At 63.0% G+C, this 15,840-nt stretch carries 17 protein-coding genes; 8 read left to right on the top strand and 9 right to left on the bottom strand.

What is annotated here, in order from left to right; translation table 11 throughout:
- Positions 1–1,194, bottom strand: coding sequence for an amino acid ABC transporter permease (locus tag V6765_RS13755; RefSeq protein ID WP_448429662.1), 1,194 nt, complete (start codon positions 1,192–1,194; stop codon positions 1–3).
- Between the two features lie 116 nt (positions 1,195–1,310).
- On the bottom strand, positions 1,311–2,339 hold the full coding sequence (locus V6765_RS13750; protein ID WP_448429660.1) for an amino acid ABC transporter substrate-binding protein: 1,029 nt from the start codon (positions 2,337–2,339) through the stop codon (positions 1,311–1,313).
- A 363-nt stretch (positions 2,340–2,702) separates the two neighbouring features.
- Between V6765_RS13750 and V6765_RS13745 the strand changes: the two genes are divergently transcribed.
- The gene (locus tag V6765_RS13745; protein WP_448429658.1) at positions 2,703–3,890 is read left to right on the top strand and encodes a cystathionine beta-lyase; all 1,188 of its coding nucleotides are present in this window, start codon (positions 2,703–2,705) and stop codon (positions 3,888–3,890) included.
- Positions 3,891–4,131: 241 nt separating this feature from the next.
- Here V6765_RS13745 and V6765_RS13740 read toward each other — a convergent pair whose 3' ends face one another.
- The 3 genes from V6765_RS13740 to V6765_RS13730 form a co-directional block, all read right to left on the bottom strand.
- On the bottom strand, positions 4,132–4,806 hold the full coding sequence (locus V6765_RS13740) for an SH3 domain-containing protein (RefSeq protein ID WP_448429656.1): 675 nt from the start codon (positions 4,804–4,806) through the stop codon (positions 4,132–4,134).
- 124 nt (positions 4,807–4,930) lie between these two features.
- The gene (locus V6765_RS13735; RefSeq protein ID WP_448429654.1) at positions 4,931–6,100 is read right to left on the bottom strand and encodes an FAD-dependent monooxygenase; all 1,170 of its coding nucleotides are present in this window, start codon (positions 6,098–6,100) and stop codon (positions 4,931–4,933) included.
- 38 nt (positions 6,101–6,138) lie between these two features.
- On the bottom strand, positions 6,139–6,384 hold the full coding sequence (locus V6765_RS13730) for a zinc-finger domain-containing protein (RefSeq protein ID WP_448429652.1): 246 nt from the start codon (positions 6,382–6,384) through the stop codon (positions 6,139–6,141).
- Between the two features lie 131 nt (positions 6,385–6,515).
- Between V6765_RS13730 and V6765_RS13725 the strand changes: the two genes are divergently transcribed.
- The 4 genes from V6765_RS13725 (at position 6,516) to V6765_RS13710 (ending at position 9,673) form a co-directional block, all read left to right on the top strand.
- Complete coding sequence (locus V6765_RS13725) at positions 6,516–7,301, top strand: alpha/beta fold hydrolase (RefSeq protein WP_448429650.1); 786 nt, start codon at positions 6,516–6,518, stop codon at positions 7,299–7,301.
- A gap of 120 nt (positions 7,302–7,421) precedes the next feature.
- On the top strand, positions 7,422–8,249 hold the full coding sequence (gene cysE, locus V6765_RS13720; protein WP_448429648.1) for a serine O-acetyltransferase: 828 nt from the start codon (positions 7,422–7,424) through the stop codon (positions 8,247–8,249).
- Positions 8,250–8,349: 100 nt separating this feature from the next.
- On the top strand, positions 8,350–8,559 hold the full coding sequence (locus tag V6765_RS13715) for a DUF3126 family protein (RefSeq protein ID WP_018066339.1): 210 nt from the start codon (positions 8,350–8,352) through the stop codon (positions 8,557–8,559).
- Between the two features lie 292 nt (positions 8,560–8,851).
- Positions 8,852–9,673 (top strand): sulfite exporter TauE/SafE family protein, encoded by an 822-nt coding sequence (locus tag V6765_RS13710; protein WP_448429646.1) that lies wholly within the window; start codon positions 8,852–8,854, stop codon positions 9,671–9,673.
- Positions 9,674–9,677: 4 nt separating this feature from the next.
- Here V6765_RS13710 and V6765_RS13705 read toward each other — a convergent pair whose 3' ends face one another.
- Positions 9,678–10,379, bottom strand: a complete 702-nt coding sequence (locus tag V6765_RS13705) for a retropepsin-like aspartic protease family protein (protein WP_448429644.1) — start codon at positions 10,377–10,379, stop codon at positions 9,678–9,680.
- A 50-nt stretch (positions 10,380–10,429) separates the two neighbouring features.
- Positions 10,430–11,203, bottom strand: a complete 774-nt coding sequence (cobS, locus tag V6765_RS13700) for an adenosylcobinamide-GDP ribazoletransferase (protein ID WP_448429873.1) — start codon at positions 11,201–11,203, stop codon at positions 10,430–10,432.
- A gap of 103 nt (positions 11,204–11,306) precedes the next feature.
- Between cobS and cobT the strand changes: the two genes are divergently transcribed.
- Both cobT and V6765_RS13690 read left to right on the top strand, forming a co-directional pair.
- Positions 11,307–12,323 carry a nicotinate-nucleotide--dimethylbenzimidazole phosphoribosyltransferase gene (gene cobT, locus V6765_RS13695; RefSeq protein ID WP_448429642.1) on the top strand — a complete coding sequence of 339 codons (1,017 nt, stop codon included), beginning with the start codon at positions 11,307–11,309 and terminating at the stop codon, positions 12,321–12,323.
- Positions 12,324–12,448: 125 nt separating this feature from the next.
- On the top strand, positions 12,449–12,811 hold the full coding sequence (locus V6765_RS13690) for a diacylglycerol kinase (protein ID WP_448429640.1): 363 nt from the start codon (positions 12,449–12,451) through the stop codon (positions 12,809–12,811).
- Here V6765_RS13690 and V6765_RS13685 read toward each other — a convergent pair.
- Together V6765_RS13685 and V6765_RS13680 are read right to left on the bottom strand one after the other, a co-directional pair.
- Positions 12,808–13,329, bottom strand: coding sequence for a GNAT family N-acetyltransferase (locus V6765_RS13685; RefSeq protein WP_448429638.1), 522 nt, complete (start codon positions 13,327–13,329; stop codon positions 12,808–12,810). The two genes, V6765_RS13690 and V6765_RS13685, sit on opposite strands and share 4 nt — an antisense overlap.
- The gene (locus V6765_RS13680; protein WP_448429636.1) at positions 13,319–15,013 is read right to left on the bottom strand and encodes a sensor histidine kinase; all 1,695 of its coding nucleotides are present in this window, start codon (positions 15,011–15,013) and stop codon (positions 13,319–13,321) included. The genes V6765_RS13685 and V6765_RS13680 overlap by 11 nt, the downstream gene beginning before the upstream one ends.
- 115 nt (positions 15,014–15,128) lie before the next feature.
- On the opposite strand from V6765_RS13680, the gene V6765_RS13675 reads away from it, so the two are divergent.
- Positions 15,129–15,785: a uracil-DNA glycosylase family protein gene (locus V6765_RS13675; protein ID WP_448429871.1), complete on the top strand. Its 657-nt coding sequence runs from the start codon at positions 15,129–15,131 to the stop codon at positions 15,783–15,785.
- The last annotated feature ends 55 nt before the right edge of the window (positions 15,786–15,840 follow it).

The following is a 15,840-nucleotide window of genomic DNA, read 5'->3' as shown; positions in this document are numbered from 1 at the left end:
TTATCTCTCCACCAGAGCCATCTTGGCGTTGAACCAGTTCATGAAGATCGATGTCAGGATCGACAGCGTGAGATAGATGATCATCCAGATCGTCACCACCTCCACGGCCTGGCCCGTCTGGTTGAGCACGGTCTTGCCGACGGCGACGATATCGGCATACCCGATCGCGACGGCGAGCGAGGAGTTCTTGGTGAGGCTCAGATATTCGGATGTCATCGGCGGGATGATGATCCGCATCGCCTGCGGCACGACGACGAGACGGGTGACCTTGCGCGGATGCAGGCCAAGCGCGCTGGCGGCCTCGGTCTGCCCCTTGGCGACGCCCAGAATGCCGCCGCGGATGATCTCCGCCATGAAGGCGGCGGTATAGAGCGAGAGCGCCAGATAGAGCGACATGAATTCCGGGCCGAGAACCGCGCCGCCCGAAAGATTGAAGCGCCCTTTGACCGGAATGTCGAAGGTGACCGGCATGCCGGAGACGAAATAGGCGATCAGCGGCAGCAGGATCAGGATCGCGATGCTGACCCTGATCGTCGGAAATTGCTGGCCGGTCGCCATCTGGCGGCGCTTGGACCACATGGCGAGCGCCACGACGGCGATGATCGCCGCCACCAGCGCCGCGCCCATCAGCCAGGAACCGGGGCCGAAGATCGGCGTGGGGAAGGCGAGGCCGCGATTGTTGAGAAAGATATCGAGCGGCAGTGTGATCGAATCCCGCGCCGAGGGCAGGAGCGCCAGAACGCCGGTGTAGAAGAAGAAGATGACCAGCAGCGGCGGAATGTTGCGGAAGATTTCGACATAGACCTCGCTGAGCTTGGCCACGAGCCAGTTCGACGAAAGCCGCCCGATGCCGACGATGAAGCCGATGATCGTCGCTGTCACGATCCCCGCAAGCGAGACGATGACCGTGTTGATGATGCCGATGACGAGCGCCCGGCCATAGGTCATGTCGTTGTTGTAGGCGACCGGCGTCTGCGCGATATCGAAACCGGCGCGGCTATCGAGAAAGCCGAAACCCGATGCGATGCCGGCGTTTTGAAGGTTGGTGATGGTGTTGTCGGTGACCCACCAGACAAATCCTACGACCAGAATGACCGTCACCAACTGGTAGACGAAACCTCTGACGGCGGGATTGTACAGAAGTGCGGCAGCCCGCGACTCCCCCAAGGGAGCGTTGCTAGTCGTGTCAGCCATGTGTTCCCCGGTTTGCCCGAAAGGTTTATGTTATTTTGCCCGGAAGGGTTCTTATTTTATACGGCGCATGGCGGATGACCGCCATGCGCCTGATTGTATAGGTTTATAACCGCAGCTTAGCGGATCGGCGGGCCGTACTGCAGGCCGCCATCGGTCCACAGCGCGTTCAGGCCGCGGTCGATCTTCAGCGGGCTGCCCGAGCCTACGGTCTTGTCGAAGACTTCGCCGTAATTGCCGACGAGCTTGATGACGTTATAGGCCCACTTCTCGTCGAGGCCGAGATCGGCGCCGAGCTTGCTGTCGGTTTCGGTGCCGAGCAAACGCTTGATCCCCGGATTGTCGGAGGATTCGGCAATCTCATCGACGTTCTCGGAGGTGATGCCGAATTCCTCGGCGTTCAGCATCGCGTAGTGAACCCACGATACGACGTCGCCCCACTGGTCGTCGCCCTGGCGCCATGCCGGGCCGAGCGGCTCCTTGGAGATGATTTCCGGCAGGATCACGTAATTGTCCGGATCGGTGAGCGTCAGACGGATCGCATAAAGGCCCGACTGGTCGGTGGTGTAGACGTCGCAACGGCCCTGGTTGAAGGCGTTGTTGACGTCTTCGAGCTGTTCGTAGACGACCGGGTTGTAATCCATGCCGTTGGCCGAGAAGTAGTCGGCGAGGTTGAGCTCGGTGGTGGTGCCGGACTGCACGCAAACGGCAGCGCCGGAGAGTTCCTTGGCCGAGGAAACGCCGAGGTCCTTCGGCACCATGAAGCCCTGGCCGTCATAGTAGTTGACGGTGCGGAAATCGAGGCCGAGCGAGGTGTCGCGCGACAGCGTCCAGGTGGTGTTGCGGCTCAGAACGTCGATTTCGCCGGACTGCAGCGCCGGGAAACGGTCGGTTGCCGTCAGGGCAACGAAATTCACCTTGTCGGGGTCGCCGAAGATCGCGGCAGCAATGGCGCGGCAATATTCGACGTCCAGACCGGACCAGTTCCCCTCATTGTCGGGCGCGGAAAAGCCCTGAAGGCCCGTGCTGACGCCGCAGGTCAACGTTCCTTTGGACTTCACGTCGTCAAGTGTCGCGGCCGCAGCGCCCTGGGCGCCAAGACCCAAGACTACTGCGCCGATCGCGGCTGACAGAATCGTCTTTCTCATTTTCCCAACCTTTGTTTATCGTTGAAATCTCGAGTTGCCGCAGCGACCAGTTCAGCTCAGGCCGGTCACGACAACTGCCCGCTACCCCTCGGGGCGAGCGGACTTATCACAGTCGTTATTTTCCGGATGGTCAATACTCGGCTGTCAAAAATGGTCTGTTTTCATGGAAAAGGTACACTTTAGTCTAATAAATGGGCAGGGAGCCAAAAACTGTGCGCGGCGTTGCTGGGAAACAGGGCAGGTCGTTGTCTTGTTTGTTTTATTGACTATCGATCAACTACCGCGAAATCGTTCAGCCTTGACCGGCCTTCCGCAAAACTCCAAAACACCGGTGCGTTTTTCACAACCGTGCGATTGGATGCCATGGCCAGAATACCAGATGCCGCCTCTAAGCTGGGGGACAATAGCAAGCTCGCCCATTGCGGGAACGACCCGCACGCCTTTCACGGCTTCGTCAATCCGCCGGTGGTGCATGCCTCCACCGTGCTGTTTCCCGATGCCAAAACCACCGTGGAAGGGAGCCAGAAATACACCTATGGCACCCATGGCACGCCGACCACGGATGCGGCCAACGCGGCCTTCACCATGCTGGAAAACGCCGCCGGCACGCTGCTCTACCCATCGGGTCTTGCCTCGATCACCATGCCCTGGCTCGCCTTCCTCAAGCCCGGCGATCACATTCTGATCGTCGACTCGGTCTATGATCCGGCCCGTCGTTTCGCCGACAACGTGCTGACGGGGCTCGGGGTGGAAGTCGAATATTACGACCCGGCGCTCGGCGCGGATATCGAGGGCAGGTTCAGGCCGAACACGAAGCTCCTGCATACCGAATCCCCCGGCTCGAACACGTTCGAAATCCAGGACATTCGGCTCCTGTCCGATATCGCCCATGCCCATGACGCGATCGTGTCGATGGACAATACCTGGGCAACGCCGCTCTATTTCAAGCCGCTCGATTTCGGTGTCGATCTGTCGCTCAATGCCGCGACGAAATACCCGTCCGGCCATTCCGATATCCTCATGGGCACGGCCTCGGCCAATGAGCGTTGCTTCCCGCAGCTTCTCGAGCATTACACCTGGACCGGCATGTGCGCGGCCCCGGACGATGCCTACCAGATCCTGCGCGGCCTGAGGACCATGGGCGTGCGCCTTGCCCATCACCAGAAGAGCGCGGTCGAGATTGCGGCCTGGCTGGAAGGCCAGCCTGGCGTGTCGCGGGTGCTGCATCCCGGCCTGCCGTCATTTCCCGGCCATGATCTGTGGAAGCGCGATTTCAAGGGCGCGACCGGACTGTTCTCGATCGTGCTCGCCGCGGAGGAGGGCGCCTTCCGCCGCCGCCAGCACGCCTTCCTCGACGCGCTGGACCTGTTCGGCATCGGCTATTCCTGGGGCGGCTATGAATCGCTCGCGGTGCCGGTGAACCTTTCAAACCGCACGATCAGCAAGGCGCCCGCGGATGGCCCGCTGATCCGCCTGCAGATCGGCCTTGAGGATGTCCAGGACCTGATGGCCGATCTGGAAAAGGGGCTCGCGGCGGCACGGGCGGCGTAGCGCAAACCGCCTTTTCTTGGGTCAAAAGTTCAGGTCGCTGACAAACCTATCCTTTTAACGGACGTCATCCTCGGGCCTGTCCCGAGGAACTAATCACCGTTCCGCACGAGCGGAGTTGGCGTGTCCGGAAGGGATTGTTCTTAAATATCTTTCTCGTCCGAGACGCCTGTCGCGTTGATGCGTGCTTAGATGCTCGGGACAGGCCCGAGCATGACGGCGGTGAGTGGTGCCGGCCTGTTTTTTACCATCGTCCCCCGCGATGACCGCCGTGGAACTCCATCGGAGGGCGATGATATCCGGGCGGCGGACCGCCGTGATAATAAGGCGGCGGCGGGCGGTAGCCCGGGCGGCCCACCGGCGGATAATGCGGCGGCGGCGGCTGGCGGTAGACCGGGCGCGGTCCGCCCCATGGCGGGCGATATCCGGGCGGCGCGCGCCAGCCGGGCGGCGGACCACCCCAGCCGGGCGGGGCGCGCCAGCCAGGCGGCGGATAATAGGGGCGCGGCGGATAATAGGGCGGATAGCGGCCCCACGTATTGTACCAGGGATAGCCGCGATAATAATTGTTCCAGTAGGACTGGGAAAACGCGGTGATCGCAACGCCGGCGCCAAAGGCGATCGCAGGCGACAGCGTCTGCCGCTGGTTCTGGTAGACGATCTGGATGTAGCGCGCCGCCAGCCAGCCGCGATAATTGGCGTAGGACACGTCGCACCAGCTGTAATCGGCAAGGCAGCCATTATTGACGAGGCTGGCGCCCGCCGGAACAACGGTGACCTTGGGATAGGACGTTGAGGGACCGGCGCGAAGATTGACGTTGGAGGTGGCATAGGCGGCGGTCGCCGCATGCGCCTGAACCGACATCAGCGCTGCCGCCAGCGCGATGCCGGCAGATTTAATAACGGCGCTTGCTCTCATGGTTTCTCCCCGAAAAAAGTGTTGAAGCCGATGCTAACACAAAACGAACTATGAGGCGCGGAAGCTGAAGGCCAGATGAACGGGGCCGGGGTAACCGGCCACCCCGGAACTTGCGCAACCGGCGTCAGGCCTGATGAAGACCATAGGCCTCATAGCCATAGAGCCAATCCAGCTCCCGGACAAGGGAATCGGGCGAGCGCATGGTCAGCACGGCGTCGCGGCCAAGCCGGAAGGGGCCGCGCGCATGGTAGGCGAACCTGTTCAGGCCGGTGCGCTTCTTCAGCCGCTCCAGCCGGGGACGGCGATGGGCCTCGAAGGCCGCAAAGGCCGTCGGCGCGGGCATTTCGGACAGAAAGGCGGCAAGCTCGAAGCCGTCCTCGATCGCCATGGCCGCGCCCTGCGCCGAAAACGGCATCATCGCATGCAGCGCGTCACCGATCATGATGGTGTCGGCGCCATTGTGCCAGCGGCCGTCGCCAACCTCGTAAAGCGGCCAGGCCGCGGGTGAGACCTTTGAGAAAAGCCGCTTGAGCGCGCCGTTCCAGCCGCCGAAATGCTTTTCGCGGGCAACCTGCCAGCTATGCTCGGCATTGCCGTCCCAGGTCTCGCCCGGGTTGGCGCCTGCGGCGATTGCCACGAGGTTGAAGCCGCTGACATCGCGCAGCGGATAGGCGACGAGGTGGGCGCTCGGCCCCATGAAGGCGGTGATGTGCTCGCGGTTCAGGAAGGCCGGCGTATCTTCCGACGAGACCACGAAACGCCAGGCGATATTGCCCGAAAACCGCGCCGTCGCGCTGCCCTCTATCCGGCCGCGGCTGGCGGACCACACGCCGTCGGCGCAGATGATGGCATCGGGCTTGCGGCTGCCGTCGGCGACACGCGCCGCGATATCGCGCGATGTCGCGCGCGCGCCAAGCCTCAGCTTGGCGAGCGGTTCTTCGGCGACCGCCTGTGCCAGCGCCGTCTGCAATGTGGCGCGGTGCAGCACGCCATAGGGCGCGTTCCAGCGCGCGCGGGCCTCGCCCATGGGCAGACCGGTGATCCGGCGAAGGCTGACGCCCGAAGCAAGGGTGATCTCGCGCGGCTCGCGCCACTGGCTTTCCAGCCGGGAGAGCACGCCAACCCGTTCAAGGCAGCGCGCGGCATTGGGCGAAATCTGCAGGCCGGCGCCGACCTCGTTCAGTTCTTCCGCCTGTTCGAAGATATCGCTGGAAATGCCGCGCCTGGCGAGCGCCAACGCCACGTTCAGCCCGGCAACGCCCGCTCCGATGATGGCGACATGTTGAACTGTCATGGCATCCTTTGACCGCCGCGAATGCGCAGCAGGCAGGGTCAGACCGCGTCGACCTGATAGGCGCAGCCGGGCGGGTTGGTCTCATTTGCGTGAAGGGCGGGGTTGTAGCGGTAATGCGTCGAGCAATAGGAACAGACAGCCTCGTCGTCATCGCCCATATCGATGAAGATATGCGGATGGTCGAAGGGCGCGGACGCGCCGACGCACATGAATTCCTTCACCCCGACCTCGATGGAGCGATGTCCCTCGTCGTTCTTGAAATGCGCGATCGCGTGACCAGCCATAATTGTCTCCGGTTCCTTGAGCTTTCGGCGCGGACACTATAACTCTTTGCCGCAAATGTGTAGTACCCGATTTGTCGCTGAGGCGGCTTTTCGCGGGCTTGTTTTTGACGACCATCAGCCGCGGTGCAGCCATGAATTTCAATCTCCCGGATTTCGACAGTTTCAGCCATGACGGCCTCGATCTTTCCTATTTCGATGTCGGCAACGGCGAGCCTGTCCTGCTGATCCACGGCTTCGCCTCGACGGCATCCGTTAACTGGGTGCATCCGGGCTGGCTGAAGACGCTGGGGGAGGCGGGCTACCGGGTGATCGCGCTCGACAATCGCGGCCATGGCAAGAGCGACAAGCCGCATGATCCTGAAAGCTATTATCCGAGGTTGATGGCCGGGGATGCCGCGGCCCTGCTCGATCACCTCGGCATCGAAAGCGCCCATGTGATGGGCTATTCCATGGGCGCGCGCATCGCCGCCAATCTGGCGCTCGCCCATCCTGAAAAAGTTCGCAGCCTGGTCTTCGGCGGTCTCGGCATCGCGCTTTGCGACGGGGCGGGGGACTGGGACCCGATCGCCGAAGCCCTGCGCGCGCCTTCGCTGGAAGATGTCACCCATGAGCGCGGCCGCATGTTCCGCAGCTTCGCCGACCAGACCAAGAGCGACCGGATCGCGCTCGCCGCCTGTATCGAGACCTCGCGTGAGCTCGTGAGCCGCGAAGAAGTCGGCAGCATCGCCGCGCCGACTCTGATCGGGGTCGGCACCCGCGACGATCTCGCAGGTTCCGCCCAGACCCTTGCCGGACTGATGCAGAATGCGCGGGCGCTCGACATTCCCAACCGCGATCACATGCTCGCCGTCGGCGACAAGGTGTTCAAGCAGGCGGTTCTGGATTTCCTTGAGGACGCGGCTGACACGAAAAACTGAAGACCGCCGCATTGGTAATTGCGGCCGGCTGATCTATATTCCCGCAAATTGCGTCCTTTACCGTGCTGACGGTGCCGGCAGGTGCGACGCCCGGAGAAACCGGAAGAAAAGGAGGCCGTCATGGCCGCGCAGCCCGAAAAGAACAGCCAGGAAACCAATCTGAAGGCCGTCGATCCGATCTGGGCGAGCCTCAGGTCGGAGGCCGAATACGCGCTCGAAAAGGACCCGATCCTTGCGGCGTTTCTGTATTCCACCATCCTGAACCATGATTCGCTGGAGGATTGCGTCGTCTACCGCATCTGCGAGCGGCTCGACCATCCGGATGTCCAGGCGATCCTTCTGCGCCAGACCTTCGAGGAGATGCGCCGCGACTGGCCGGAATGGGGCGATATCCTGCGCGTCGATATCCAGGCGGTCTACGACCGCGACCCGGCCTGCACGCGGTTCATGGAGCCGGTGCTCTATTTCAAGGGCTTCCACGCGATCCAGACCCACCGGCTGGCGCACTGGCTGTGGAACCGCGGCCGGCAGGATCTGGCGCTTTACCTGCAGAGCCGATCTTCCAGCGTGTTCCAGACCGACATCAACCCGGCCGCGAAAATGGGCAAGGGCATTTTCCTCGATCACGCCACCGGCCTCGTGGTCGGCATGACGGCGACGATCGGCGACGATGTCTCGATCCTGCAGGGCGTCACGCTTGGCGGTACCGGCAAGGAAACCGGCGACCGTCACCCCAAGATCGGCGACAGCGTGCTGATCGGCGCGGGGGCGAAGGTTCTCGGCAACATCGCGGTCGGCAAGTGCTCCCGTATTGCGGCCGGCTCCGTGGTTCTGAAGCCGGTGCCGGCCAATTCCACGGTCGCGGGCGTTCCCGCCAAGGTTATCGGCACGGCCGGCTGCTCCGATCCCGCGCGCTCGATGGACCAGTTGATCATTTCCGAGGAATAGGCGCGGGCAGAGAACAAATCCGTGCGCCCGCGCGTTTGCGTTTCGCCGGCGCGCATGGCAAAAGCCGCGGACATTGCAAAGGCCAGACGGAGAAAATCCCTTGAAACAAGACGAAATCAAAAAACTCGACGCCTATTTCAAACGTCTCTTCGGCCCGAGCTTTGCGGTCCGGGCGCGCCCGCGCAAGGATGATTCCTGCGAGGTCTACAATGGCGAGGAATTCATCGGCGTCATCTATCTCGATGATGAGGACGGCGACCGCTCCTACAATTTCTCGATGGCTATCCTCGACGTCGACCTCGAAGGCTGAGCGCGCTTAAGCCTGTGGCCATTCTGTCCGGCCACAAAAAAAGGCCGGCCCGTGTGAGGGCCGGCAAAAGGCGGAAACATTTCGGTGATGTGAAGTCAGAGGGCAGTAAGGCACTCTTCAAAATCCGGGGCGGCAATAGGCAGGTTATGGCAATCGTACCAGGCAGCGGGTGGCGCCGCCTTGCCCCGTGGTTTGGATAGTGTAAGAACATCTCGTTTTGATGACATCGAGACGCATTTGAGCCTCATTCCGAAAAATTCGGAAAGATGCCGGCGTCTCAGAGGGGAATGAGATGCCGCCGCTTTCCGAACTTCTCGAACTTTGCGTATTGCTGGCGCTTGCCGGCGGAATTGCCGGCTTTCTGGCCGGGCTTTTCGGCATTGGCGGCGGCGCCGTTCTGGTTCCCGTTTTCTATCAGGCGTTTGCCCTGTTCGGCGTGGATGACGGGTTGCGCATTAAGCTGAGCGTCGGCACCTCGCTTGCGATCATCATTCCGACATCGCTGCGCTCCTTCCAGTCGCACTACAAGCGCGGCGCGGTCGACATGTCGGTGCTGAGGCGCTGGGTGATCGCGGTGCCGTTCGGGGCCGTGGTTTCGACGCTGGTGATTGCCTACGCGCCCGGCAGCCTGCTGCGCGGAGCCTTCGCGGTGATCACGCTGTTGATCGGTCTCAAGATGCTCTATCCGAAATCGGCCGAATGGCGGCTTGGCGATGATCTGCCGAAGAACCCGGCGCTGTTCGTCTATGGCTGGCTTATCGGGCTTTTGTCCGGCCTGATCGGCATCGGCGGCGGCACGCTCAACAACACCTTCATGACGCTCTTCAACCGGCCGATCCATCAGGCGGTGGCAACGTCCGCTGGGGTCGGTGTGCTGATTTCAATTCCGAGCTTCATCGGCAATATCGTCGGCGGCTGGGGCAAGGCGGGGCTTCCGCCGCTTTCGACCGGCTATATCAACTGGGTGGCCGTCGCGCTGATCATCCCGATCACGATGCTGATCGCGCCGCTCGGGGCCACCGTCGCGCACCGGCTCAGCAAGCGGAAGCTGGAAGCCGGCTTCGGCATCTTCCTGCTGATCATCTCGGCGCGGTTTTTCTATTCGTTCTTCTGATCTGCTATTCGGTCAGCCGTAACTCGTCCGAGCGCATGTCGACCGAGGTGAGCGTTGACAGGAAGCTCATGCCGAGCAGGCTTTCGGCAAGCCGGCCCTCCGTCGCCACCATGGCCCTGACATTGCGCCGCGTGATCGGGCCGATCGAAACCTCGTCGAGCGTTATGGGCGCGGCCATCGCCGTGCCGTTGGCCGTGGTCACCATCGCGGTATAGCTGATATTGGAGCCTTCAAACCCGATGCGGGCGGCGTCGCGCGCCGTCAGCGTGACGCGGCTTGCGCCCGAATCGACCAGCATGGTGATCGTCTCGCCATCGACCACGACATCGGCGGCGAAATGGCCGTCCAGGCGCTTGTGGAGGATCACCTGCTGGCGTCCGTCGGCCGTGGTGGTTTCCATAGCCATGCCGGGAATGAGCCCGCCGAAGAGCCGCGCGCCGACGGTGCGGAAATCGTCGCGGAAGATGTAGGCCGCCGCCACCACGAGCAGCACCGCCGCCCAGATCAGCAGCGACTGGAACACGAAGCCGAGATTGCGCCGGCTTTGCAGCACGCCCGCGGAGACCAGCAGCAGGATGGGCGCGAGCCAGAGTGTGCGGGCAAAGTCATCGCTGTTGACGCCAAGCGTGGTGCCGCTGGTTCCCGTGACCATCAGGAGGATCATGCCGACCGAAACGACGGCGATCAAAATCCAGAAAAGGCGCAAGGCATGAACTCCCGGTCCGAGACGATGTTGTCCTGTCCGGATATCGGGTTTCAGGCGGCGATAGCAAGGGTTGTGAGGAAAACGATCTCGCCGATCTGCGCGGCAGCACCCAGCGTGTCGCCGGTATGGCCGGCGATCCTCTTGTTGACAAAGGCGGAAAACAGCAGCGATGCGACGCCGGCGGATGCCAAGGCTATCACAACCCCGCCGGGCGCGCTCGTCGCAATGCCGATCCCGACGCATAGAAGGAGCGTGATCGCCTCGGCCGAGGCCGTTGTCCGAACGCCGGGCCGTCCGAGCGTCGCGGCCGCGCCGTCCGCGCGCGCTGCGGGCAGCATTGTCCACTGGAGCACAAGGCTTCCGCGACCGGCAATGGCCGCCGCAATGAACAGCAGCGCCGCAGCCGTCGGGCCGTGATGCGCAACGAGCGCGGCAAGGGCCGCCGCCCGCAACAGCAGCGACAGAACGATCGCGGTGACGCCGAAAACGCCGGAATGGCTGTCCTTCATGATCGCCAGCGCCGTCTCGCGGTCGTGACCGCCGAAAAGCCCGTCGGCCGCGTCAGCGAGACCATCTTCGTGGAGCCCGCCGCAGACCATGATCGAGATCAGCACGGCGAGGAGCGCGGCAACCAGCGGCGAAGCGCCGAGCCAGACGAAACCCGCCAGCGAGATGGCGGGCAGGATGGTTGCAATCGCGCCGGCAAGCGGGTACGCCCAGGCGGCGCGGGCGCCCGCCGGCATCTCGGCCATAAGCAGGTCAGGCACTCTGAGACGTGTCAGGAAGCTAAGGGCGCTCGTCAAGTCGGTAATGAAGAATGGCATCTTCATTGGTTTGTGCTCGTTTCCAGGTCTTCGGCCTTGCTAGCCGGCCGTTTGAAAAATATGAGCTTTGGCAACGCTGTCAGCATAGCACGGGACAAAACAAATGAGCGATGGACACCCATTCGAGGATTTTCGCACTTTGCTGGACGCCTTCCCCAAGGCCGATGCACAGATACTCTCACAGGCGAGAAAACGCAACTCTGTACTTACCAAACCGCCCGGCTCGCTTGGCAGGCTGGAAGAGATTGCCATGTGGCTTGCGGCCTGGAGCGGTCGGACGCCGGCGGTCAACCGGCCCATGGTCGCTGTTTTTGCCGGCAATCATGGTATAGCAGCAAAGGGCGTTTCAGCCTATCCCCAGGCCGTCACCAAGCAGATGGTCGAGAATTTCGCCAAGGGCGGCGCGGCGATCAACCAGATCTGCGCCAGCGTCGATCTCAGCCTGAAAATCTTCGATCTCGCGCTCGATCATCCGACCGGCGACATCTCCGTCGAACCGGCGCTTTCGGAGCGCGATTGCGCGGCGACCATGGCCTACGGCATGGAGGCGGTGGCCGGCGGCGTCGATCTTCTCTGCCTTGGCGAGATGGGCATCGGCAACACTACCGTGGCGGCAGCGCTCAGCTATGGTCTCTATGGCGGCAGCGCCACCGACTGGGTCGGTCCGGGCACAGGTGTGGAAGGGGAGGCTTACGAACGCAAGGTCGCGCTGGTCGAGCAGGCCGTGGCGCTGCACAAGGATCACCTGTCCGATCCGCTGGAAGCCCTGCGCCGTCTCGGCGGGCGGGAACTTGCGGCGATCGCCGGCGCCATCATCGCCGCGCGAATGCAGAAAGTGCCGGTGCTGATCGACGGCTATGTCGCGACGGCCGCCGCCGCCGTGCTGAAAGCCGCCAACCCCTCGGCGCTCGATCACTGCATGATCGCCCATGTTTCCGCCGAGCCCGGTCATCTGAAGCTTGTCCAGAAGCTTGGCAAGACGCCGCTTTTGGCGCTCGGCATGCGGCTCGGCGAAGGCACGGGCGCTGCCCTTGCCGCCAGCCTGGTGAAGGCCGCCGCCGCCTGTCATACAGGCATGGCCACATTCGAGGAAGCCGGGGTGTCTGACCGGGAAGGGTGAGTCACAAACGTGTCGCAGGACTGTCACGGGCCTGTGGCAGTTTGCGCGCTACACCGGGCGACACGGCCGGCCTTTCAGGCTAAGGAAGTGCTTTGGCTGGTTTCGAAAACGGCGAAGGATAATGCATGGCCCCGATCGAGAAGAAGAAGGGTTTCCGCCATCTGCTCGCGGCGGGCGGCTATTCGTTCCAGGGTTTCATGCGGTTGCTGAAGGAAGAGGCTTTTCGCCACGAGTTGATCGGCTTCGTGGTCGGCCTCGTGGTGTTCTTCCTTGCCGGCGCCAGCGCGGTTCAATTCATGATCTTCGTGATCCTGATGCTCTGCCTGTTCGGCGTGGAAGCGCTCAATACCGCCGTCGAGGAGATCATCGATCGGGTGTCGCCGGAACTCTCCGTGGAAGGCCGGCACGCCAAGGACCTCGGTTCGTTCGCGACTTTCTGCCTGATCAGCAGCAATTTCATCTACGCCGTCTACGTGGTGTTTTTCTAAGGCACCGGGCGCTCATGCCGGTAGACGAGGTTTGCCGGGTGCGGGGCTTGGGCGTCCGGATCTAGCCGGCCGCCAAGCCGCTCGGCGAGCCGGATCGAGCGGGCGTTGTCGGGGTCGACATAGCTGACGCAGTCGCGCACGCCGAGCGTTGCAAAGCCCCAGTCGCGCATCGCTGACGCCGCCTCAAGCGCATATCCCTTGCCCTCGGCGCCCTCATAGGCGAACCAGCCGAGTTCCAGTTCGGGAAAGAGCGGCCCCTTGCAGAGCGCCACCTGTCCCATCGTTTCACCGGTGCTGCGGTCTTCGAACATCAGCGCGCCATGGCCGAAGAGCGACCACTGGGCGACATCGTTGCAGAAAAACGACCACGCCGTTTCCTGGGTATGCGGTCCGCCCATGTAGCGGGCGCGATCGGAGGCGAGGAAGGCGAAATAGGCGGGCCAGTCGGCAAAGACGAGCGGGCGCAGACGCAGCCGTTCGGTTTCGATCACCGGGATCGCGGCGATGTCATGCGGCATTGGCGGCCTCGTGACGACGCGCGCCGTCATCGGCCTGCAGCGCCTCGATGATCTCGGCTTCGAGCGCATCCTCGAAGGTGAAGTCCGCGGCGAGGTCTTCTTCCGGCATCGGCGGCGCGTCATTGGCAACCCTGCGGCCCCGGCGTTTCAGCGCCGCGGCAAGGCGGTCGCGGCCGCTGCGGGTTCCCGAAACCCTGGCCGGGGTTTCGATCGTGACGCTCTCTGGCGCAAACGGCATCGCCCGTTCGGGGGACAGGGCCACGGTGAGGCCGGTGTCCTGGTGATGGAGTGCTGCGGCCGGCAGGTCGATCACCCGGCCTGCCGGGAACAGGATCGTGGCAAGCGTACCCTCGCCGGGGGCGGATTGCAGGATCAGCTCGCCCTGATGGGCCTCGGCAAGCTGCTTCACGATCGCAAGGCCGAGCCCAAAACCTTCGACATCGCGGGCTTCCGCGCCGCGCGAGAAGGCGGTGGTGGCAAGCGTCAGCGCATCACCGTCCATGCCGCAGCCAAAGTCGCGAACGCTGAGATACTGGCCGCCTTCCGCGGTCGTGCCGGCCAGGATCAGCACCTCGGCATGGGCGTCGGAAAACTTGACCGCATTGGAGATCAGGTTGAGCAGCATCTGCTTCACCGCCCGGCCATCCGCCGTGATCGGGGCGAGCGCGCCAGCGACATCGCATTTGAGGGCGATTGCCCTGGTTGCGGCCTCGCCGCCGATCATCGCCATCGAGGCATCGATGACGTCGACGAGATAGACCGGCTGCTCGTTCAGCCGATAGCCGCCGGCCTCCAGCCGCGACAAGTCCAGCACGCTGTCGATCATGTCAAGCAGGTGACGACCGGACTGGTGAATGTCGGCGGCATATTCGCGGTAGTGGGCGTTCGGCAGCGGTCCCATCATCTCGGTTTTCATGATTTCCGAAAAGCCGATAATCGCGTTGAGCGGCGTGCGCAGGTCGTGCGACATGGCGGCAAGGAAGGTCGATTTGGCCTGGTTTGCCGCCTCGGCGGCCTCGGCCGCGGCTTCGGCACGGGCGAGGCTTTCGGTCAGTTGCCCGGCAAGCAGGTCCTTTTCACTTTCCCTGGTTTTCAGCGCCTTGTCGCTTTCGGCGATGTGATGGTTGAAATAGGCGATGAACAGCATGACGATCGCGAGCACGGCCGCCAGGCCGATATCGAAGGGCGCGCGGCTCTGATAGGCGACGAGGCCGAATGCTATCACCGCCGGCAGGAAGACATGCCAGGCCGAGCGCGGCAGCGCGACCGCGCCAAGCGCCATCATCGACAGCGCGACAATCACCATGGACGCCTTGAAGAAGGGCAGGGCAGCGCCGCCGCAGGCGCCGCATTCCAGAACGGAGAGAAGCGCCCATGCGCCGCCGGCAAGCCAGTAGGCGCCGATGACGCGGGCGTTCCATTTGCGCACCGATGCGGTATCGACGCCCGCGCGCGCGGCCTGACGGACGGTCAGGAATGCGACCCCGTGCAGGATCAGCGCCGCCAGCGCCCAGACCGCGAAGATCAGATCGCGCCCGAGATAGAGAAAGCCGAAGCCGGCGAGCGCCAGCATGATCGCGATCGCTGGCGCGCTCTTTTCGAGACTTTGAAGCGCGGCGCGGAATTCGCCGGCGGTATCGGCTTCGTTGCGGGGGCTGGCAATCACTTCGGCACGGTTCGTCATCGCATCCATCCTCGATTGCAAACGAGGATACGAACGAATTGTTAAGAAATCCGTAAAGGATTTGTTAGGGCTGTTTTTTAAGACGGCGGTAACACATCTATGCTGGGAGCCGGCAATAAGGGAGCTTTCGCTGACAGACCAGATCGAACTTGCAGAACGGATCGCGGCCTGCCGCATCTGCCGCGATTGTCCGCAGATGGCCGAGCCGCTGCCGCATGAGCCGCGCCCCGTCGCGATCCTGTCGCCCACCGCGCGGGTGCTGATCGCCGGTCAGGCGCCGGGGCTGAGGGTGCATGAGACCGGCATTCCCTTCAACGACCGGTCCGGCGACCGGCTGCGCGACTGGATGGGCGTCGATCGCGCGGCGTTCTACGACACGTCGCGTTTCGCCATCATGCCGATGGGCTTCTGTTTCCCCGGATACGACGCGCGCGGCAGCGACCTTCCGCCGCGACGGGAATGCGCGCCGCAATGGCGCGAGCAGGCGATGGCGGCGATGCCGCAGATCGAACTCGTGCTCGCCATCGGTATGTATGCCCAGAAATGGCATATGGGCGAGGCAAGCCGGAAGACGCTGACGGAAACAGTGCGCAACTGGCGCGCCAGCTATTTCGCCAATACCAACCCCCGTATCCTGCCGCTGCCGCATCCAAGCTGGCGCAATACCGCATGGCTGAAACGCAACCCGTGGTTCGAAACCGAGGTGCTGCCGGAGCTGAAGGCGGCGGTGCGGCTTTTCGCGGGCGATGGCATCCGCTCTCAGGCTGATTGACCCCTTTCAAATCAAAAAATTGATGCTATAAGAGCAAAAATATTTTACGGAGAGC

It is taken from the genome of Martelella sp. FOR1707, assembly GCF_053484265.1.
This window is presented reverse-complemented; position numbering and strand designations above follow the sequence as displayed.

What these genes read in the sequence shown, in the direction of transcription:
- V6765_RS13730 (WP_448429652.1), bottom strand. Translation starts at nt 6,384, where the DNA reads ATGGCTGGTCACGCGATCGCGCATTTCAAGAACGACGAGGGACATCGC.
- cobT (WP_448429642.1), top strand. Translation starts at nt 11,307, where the DNA reads ATGAGCGATGGACACCCATTCGAGGATTTTCGCACTTTGCTGGACGCC.
- V6765_RS13745 (WP_448429658.1), top strand. Translation starts at nt 2,703, where the DNA reads ATGGCCAGAATACCAGATGCCGCCTCTAAGCTGGGGGACAATAGCAAG.
- cobS (WP_448429873.1), bottom strand. Translation starts at nt 11,203, where the DNA reads ATGCCATTCTTCATTACCGACTTGACGAGCGCCCTTAGCTTCCTGACA.
- V6765_RS13680 (WP_448429636.1), bottom strand. Translation starts at nt 15,013, where the DNA reads ATGACGAACCGTGCCGAAGTGATTGCCAGCCCCCGCAACGAAGCCGAT.
- V6765_RS13750 (WP_448429660.1), bottom strand. Translation starts at nt 2,339, where the DNA reads ATGAGAAAGACGATTCTGTCAGCCGCGATCGGCGCAGTAGTCTTGGGT.
- V6765_RS13735 (WP_448429654.1), bottom strand. Translation starts at nt 6,100, where the DNA reads ATGACAGTTCAACATGTCGCCATCATCGGAGCGGGCGTTGCCGGGCTG.
- V6765_RS13685 (WP_448429638.1), bottom strand. Translation starts at nt 13,329, where the DNA reads ATGCCGCATGACATCGCCGCGATCCCGGTGATCGAAACCGAACGGCTG.
- V6765_RS13740 (WP_448429656.1), bottom strand. Translation starts at nt 4,806, where the DNA reads ATGAGAGCAAGCGCCGTTATTAAATCTGCCGGCATCGCGCTGGCGGCA.
- cysE (WP_448429648.1), top strand. Translation starts at nt 7,422, where the DNA reads ATGGCCGCGCAGCCCGAAAAGAACAGCCAGGAAACCAATCTGAAGGCC.
- V6765_RS13755 (WP_448429662.1), bottom strand. Translation starts at nt 1,194, where the DNA reads ATGGCTGACACGACTAGCAACGCTCCCTTGGGGGAGTCGCGGGCTGCC.
- V6765_RS13725 (WP_448429650.1), top strand. Translation starts at nt 6,516, where the DNA reads ATGAATTTCAATCTCCCGGATTTCGACAGTTTCAGCCATGACGGCCTC.
- V6765_RS13690 (WP_448429640.1), top strand. Translation starts at nt 12,449, where the DNA reads ATGGCCCCGATCGAGAAGAAGAAGGGTTTCCGCCATCTGCTCGCGGCG.
- V6765_RS13710 (WP_448429646.1), top strand. Translation starts at nt 8,852, where the DNA reads ATGCCGCCGCTTTCCGAACTTCTCGAACTTTGCGTATTGCTGGCGCTT.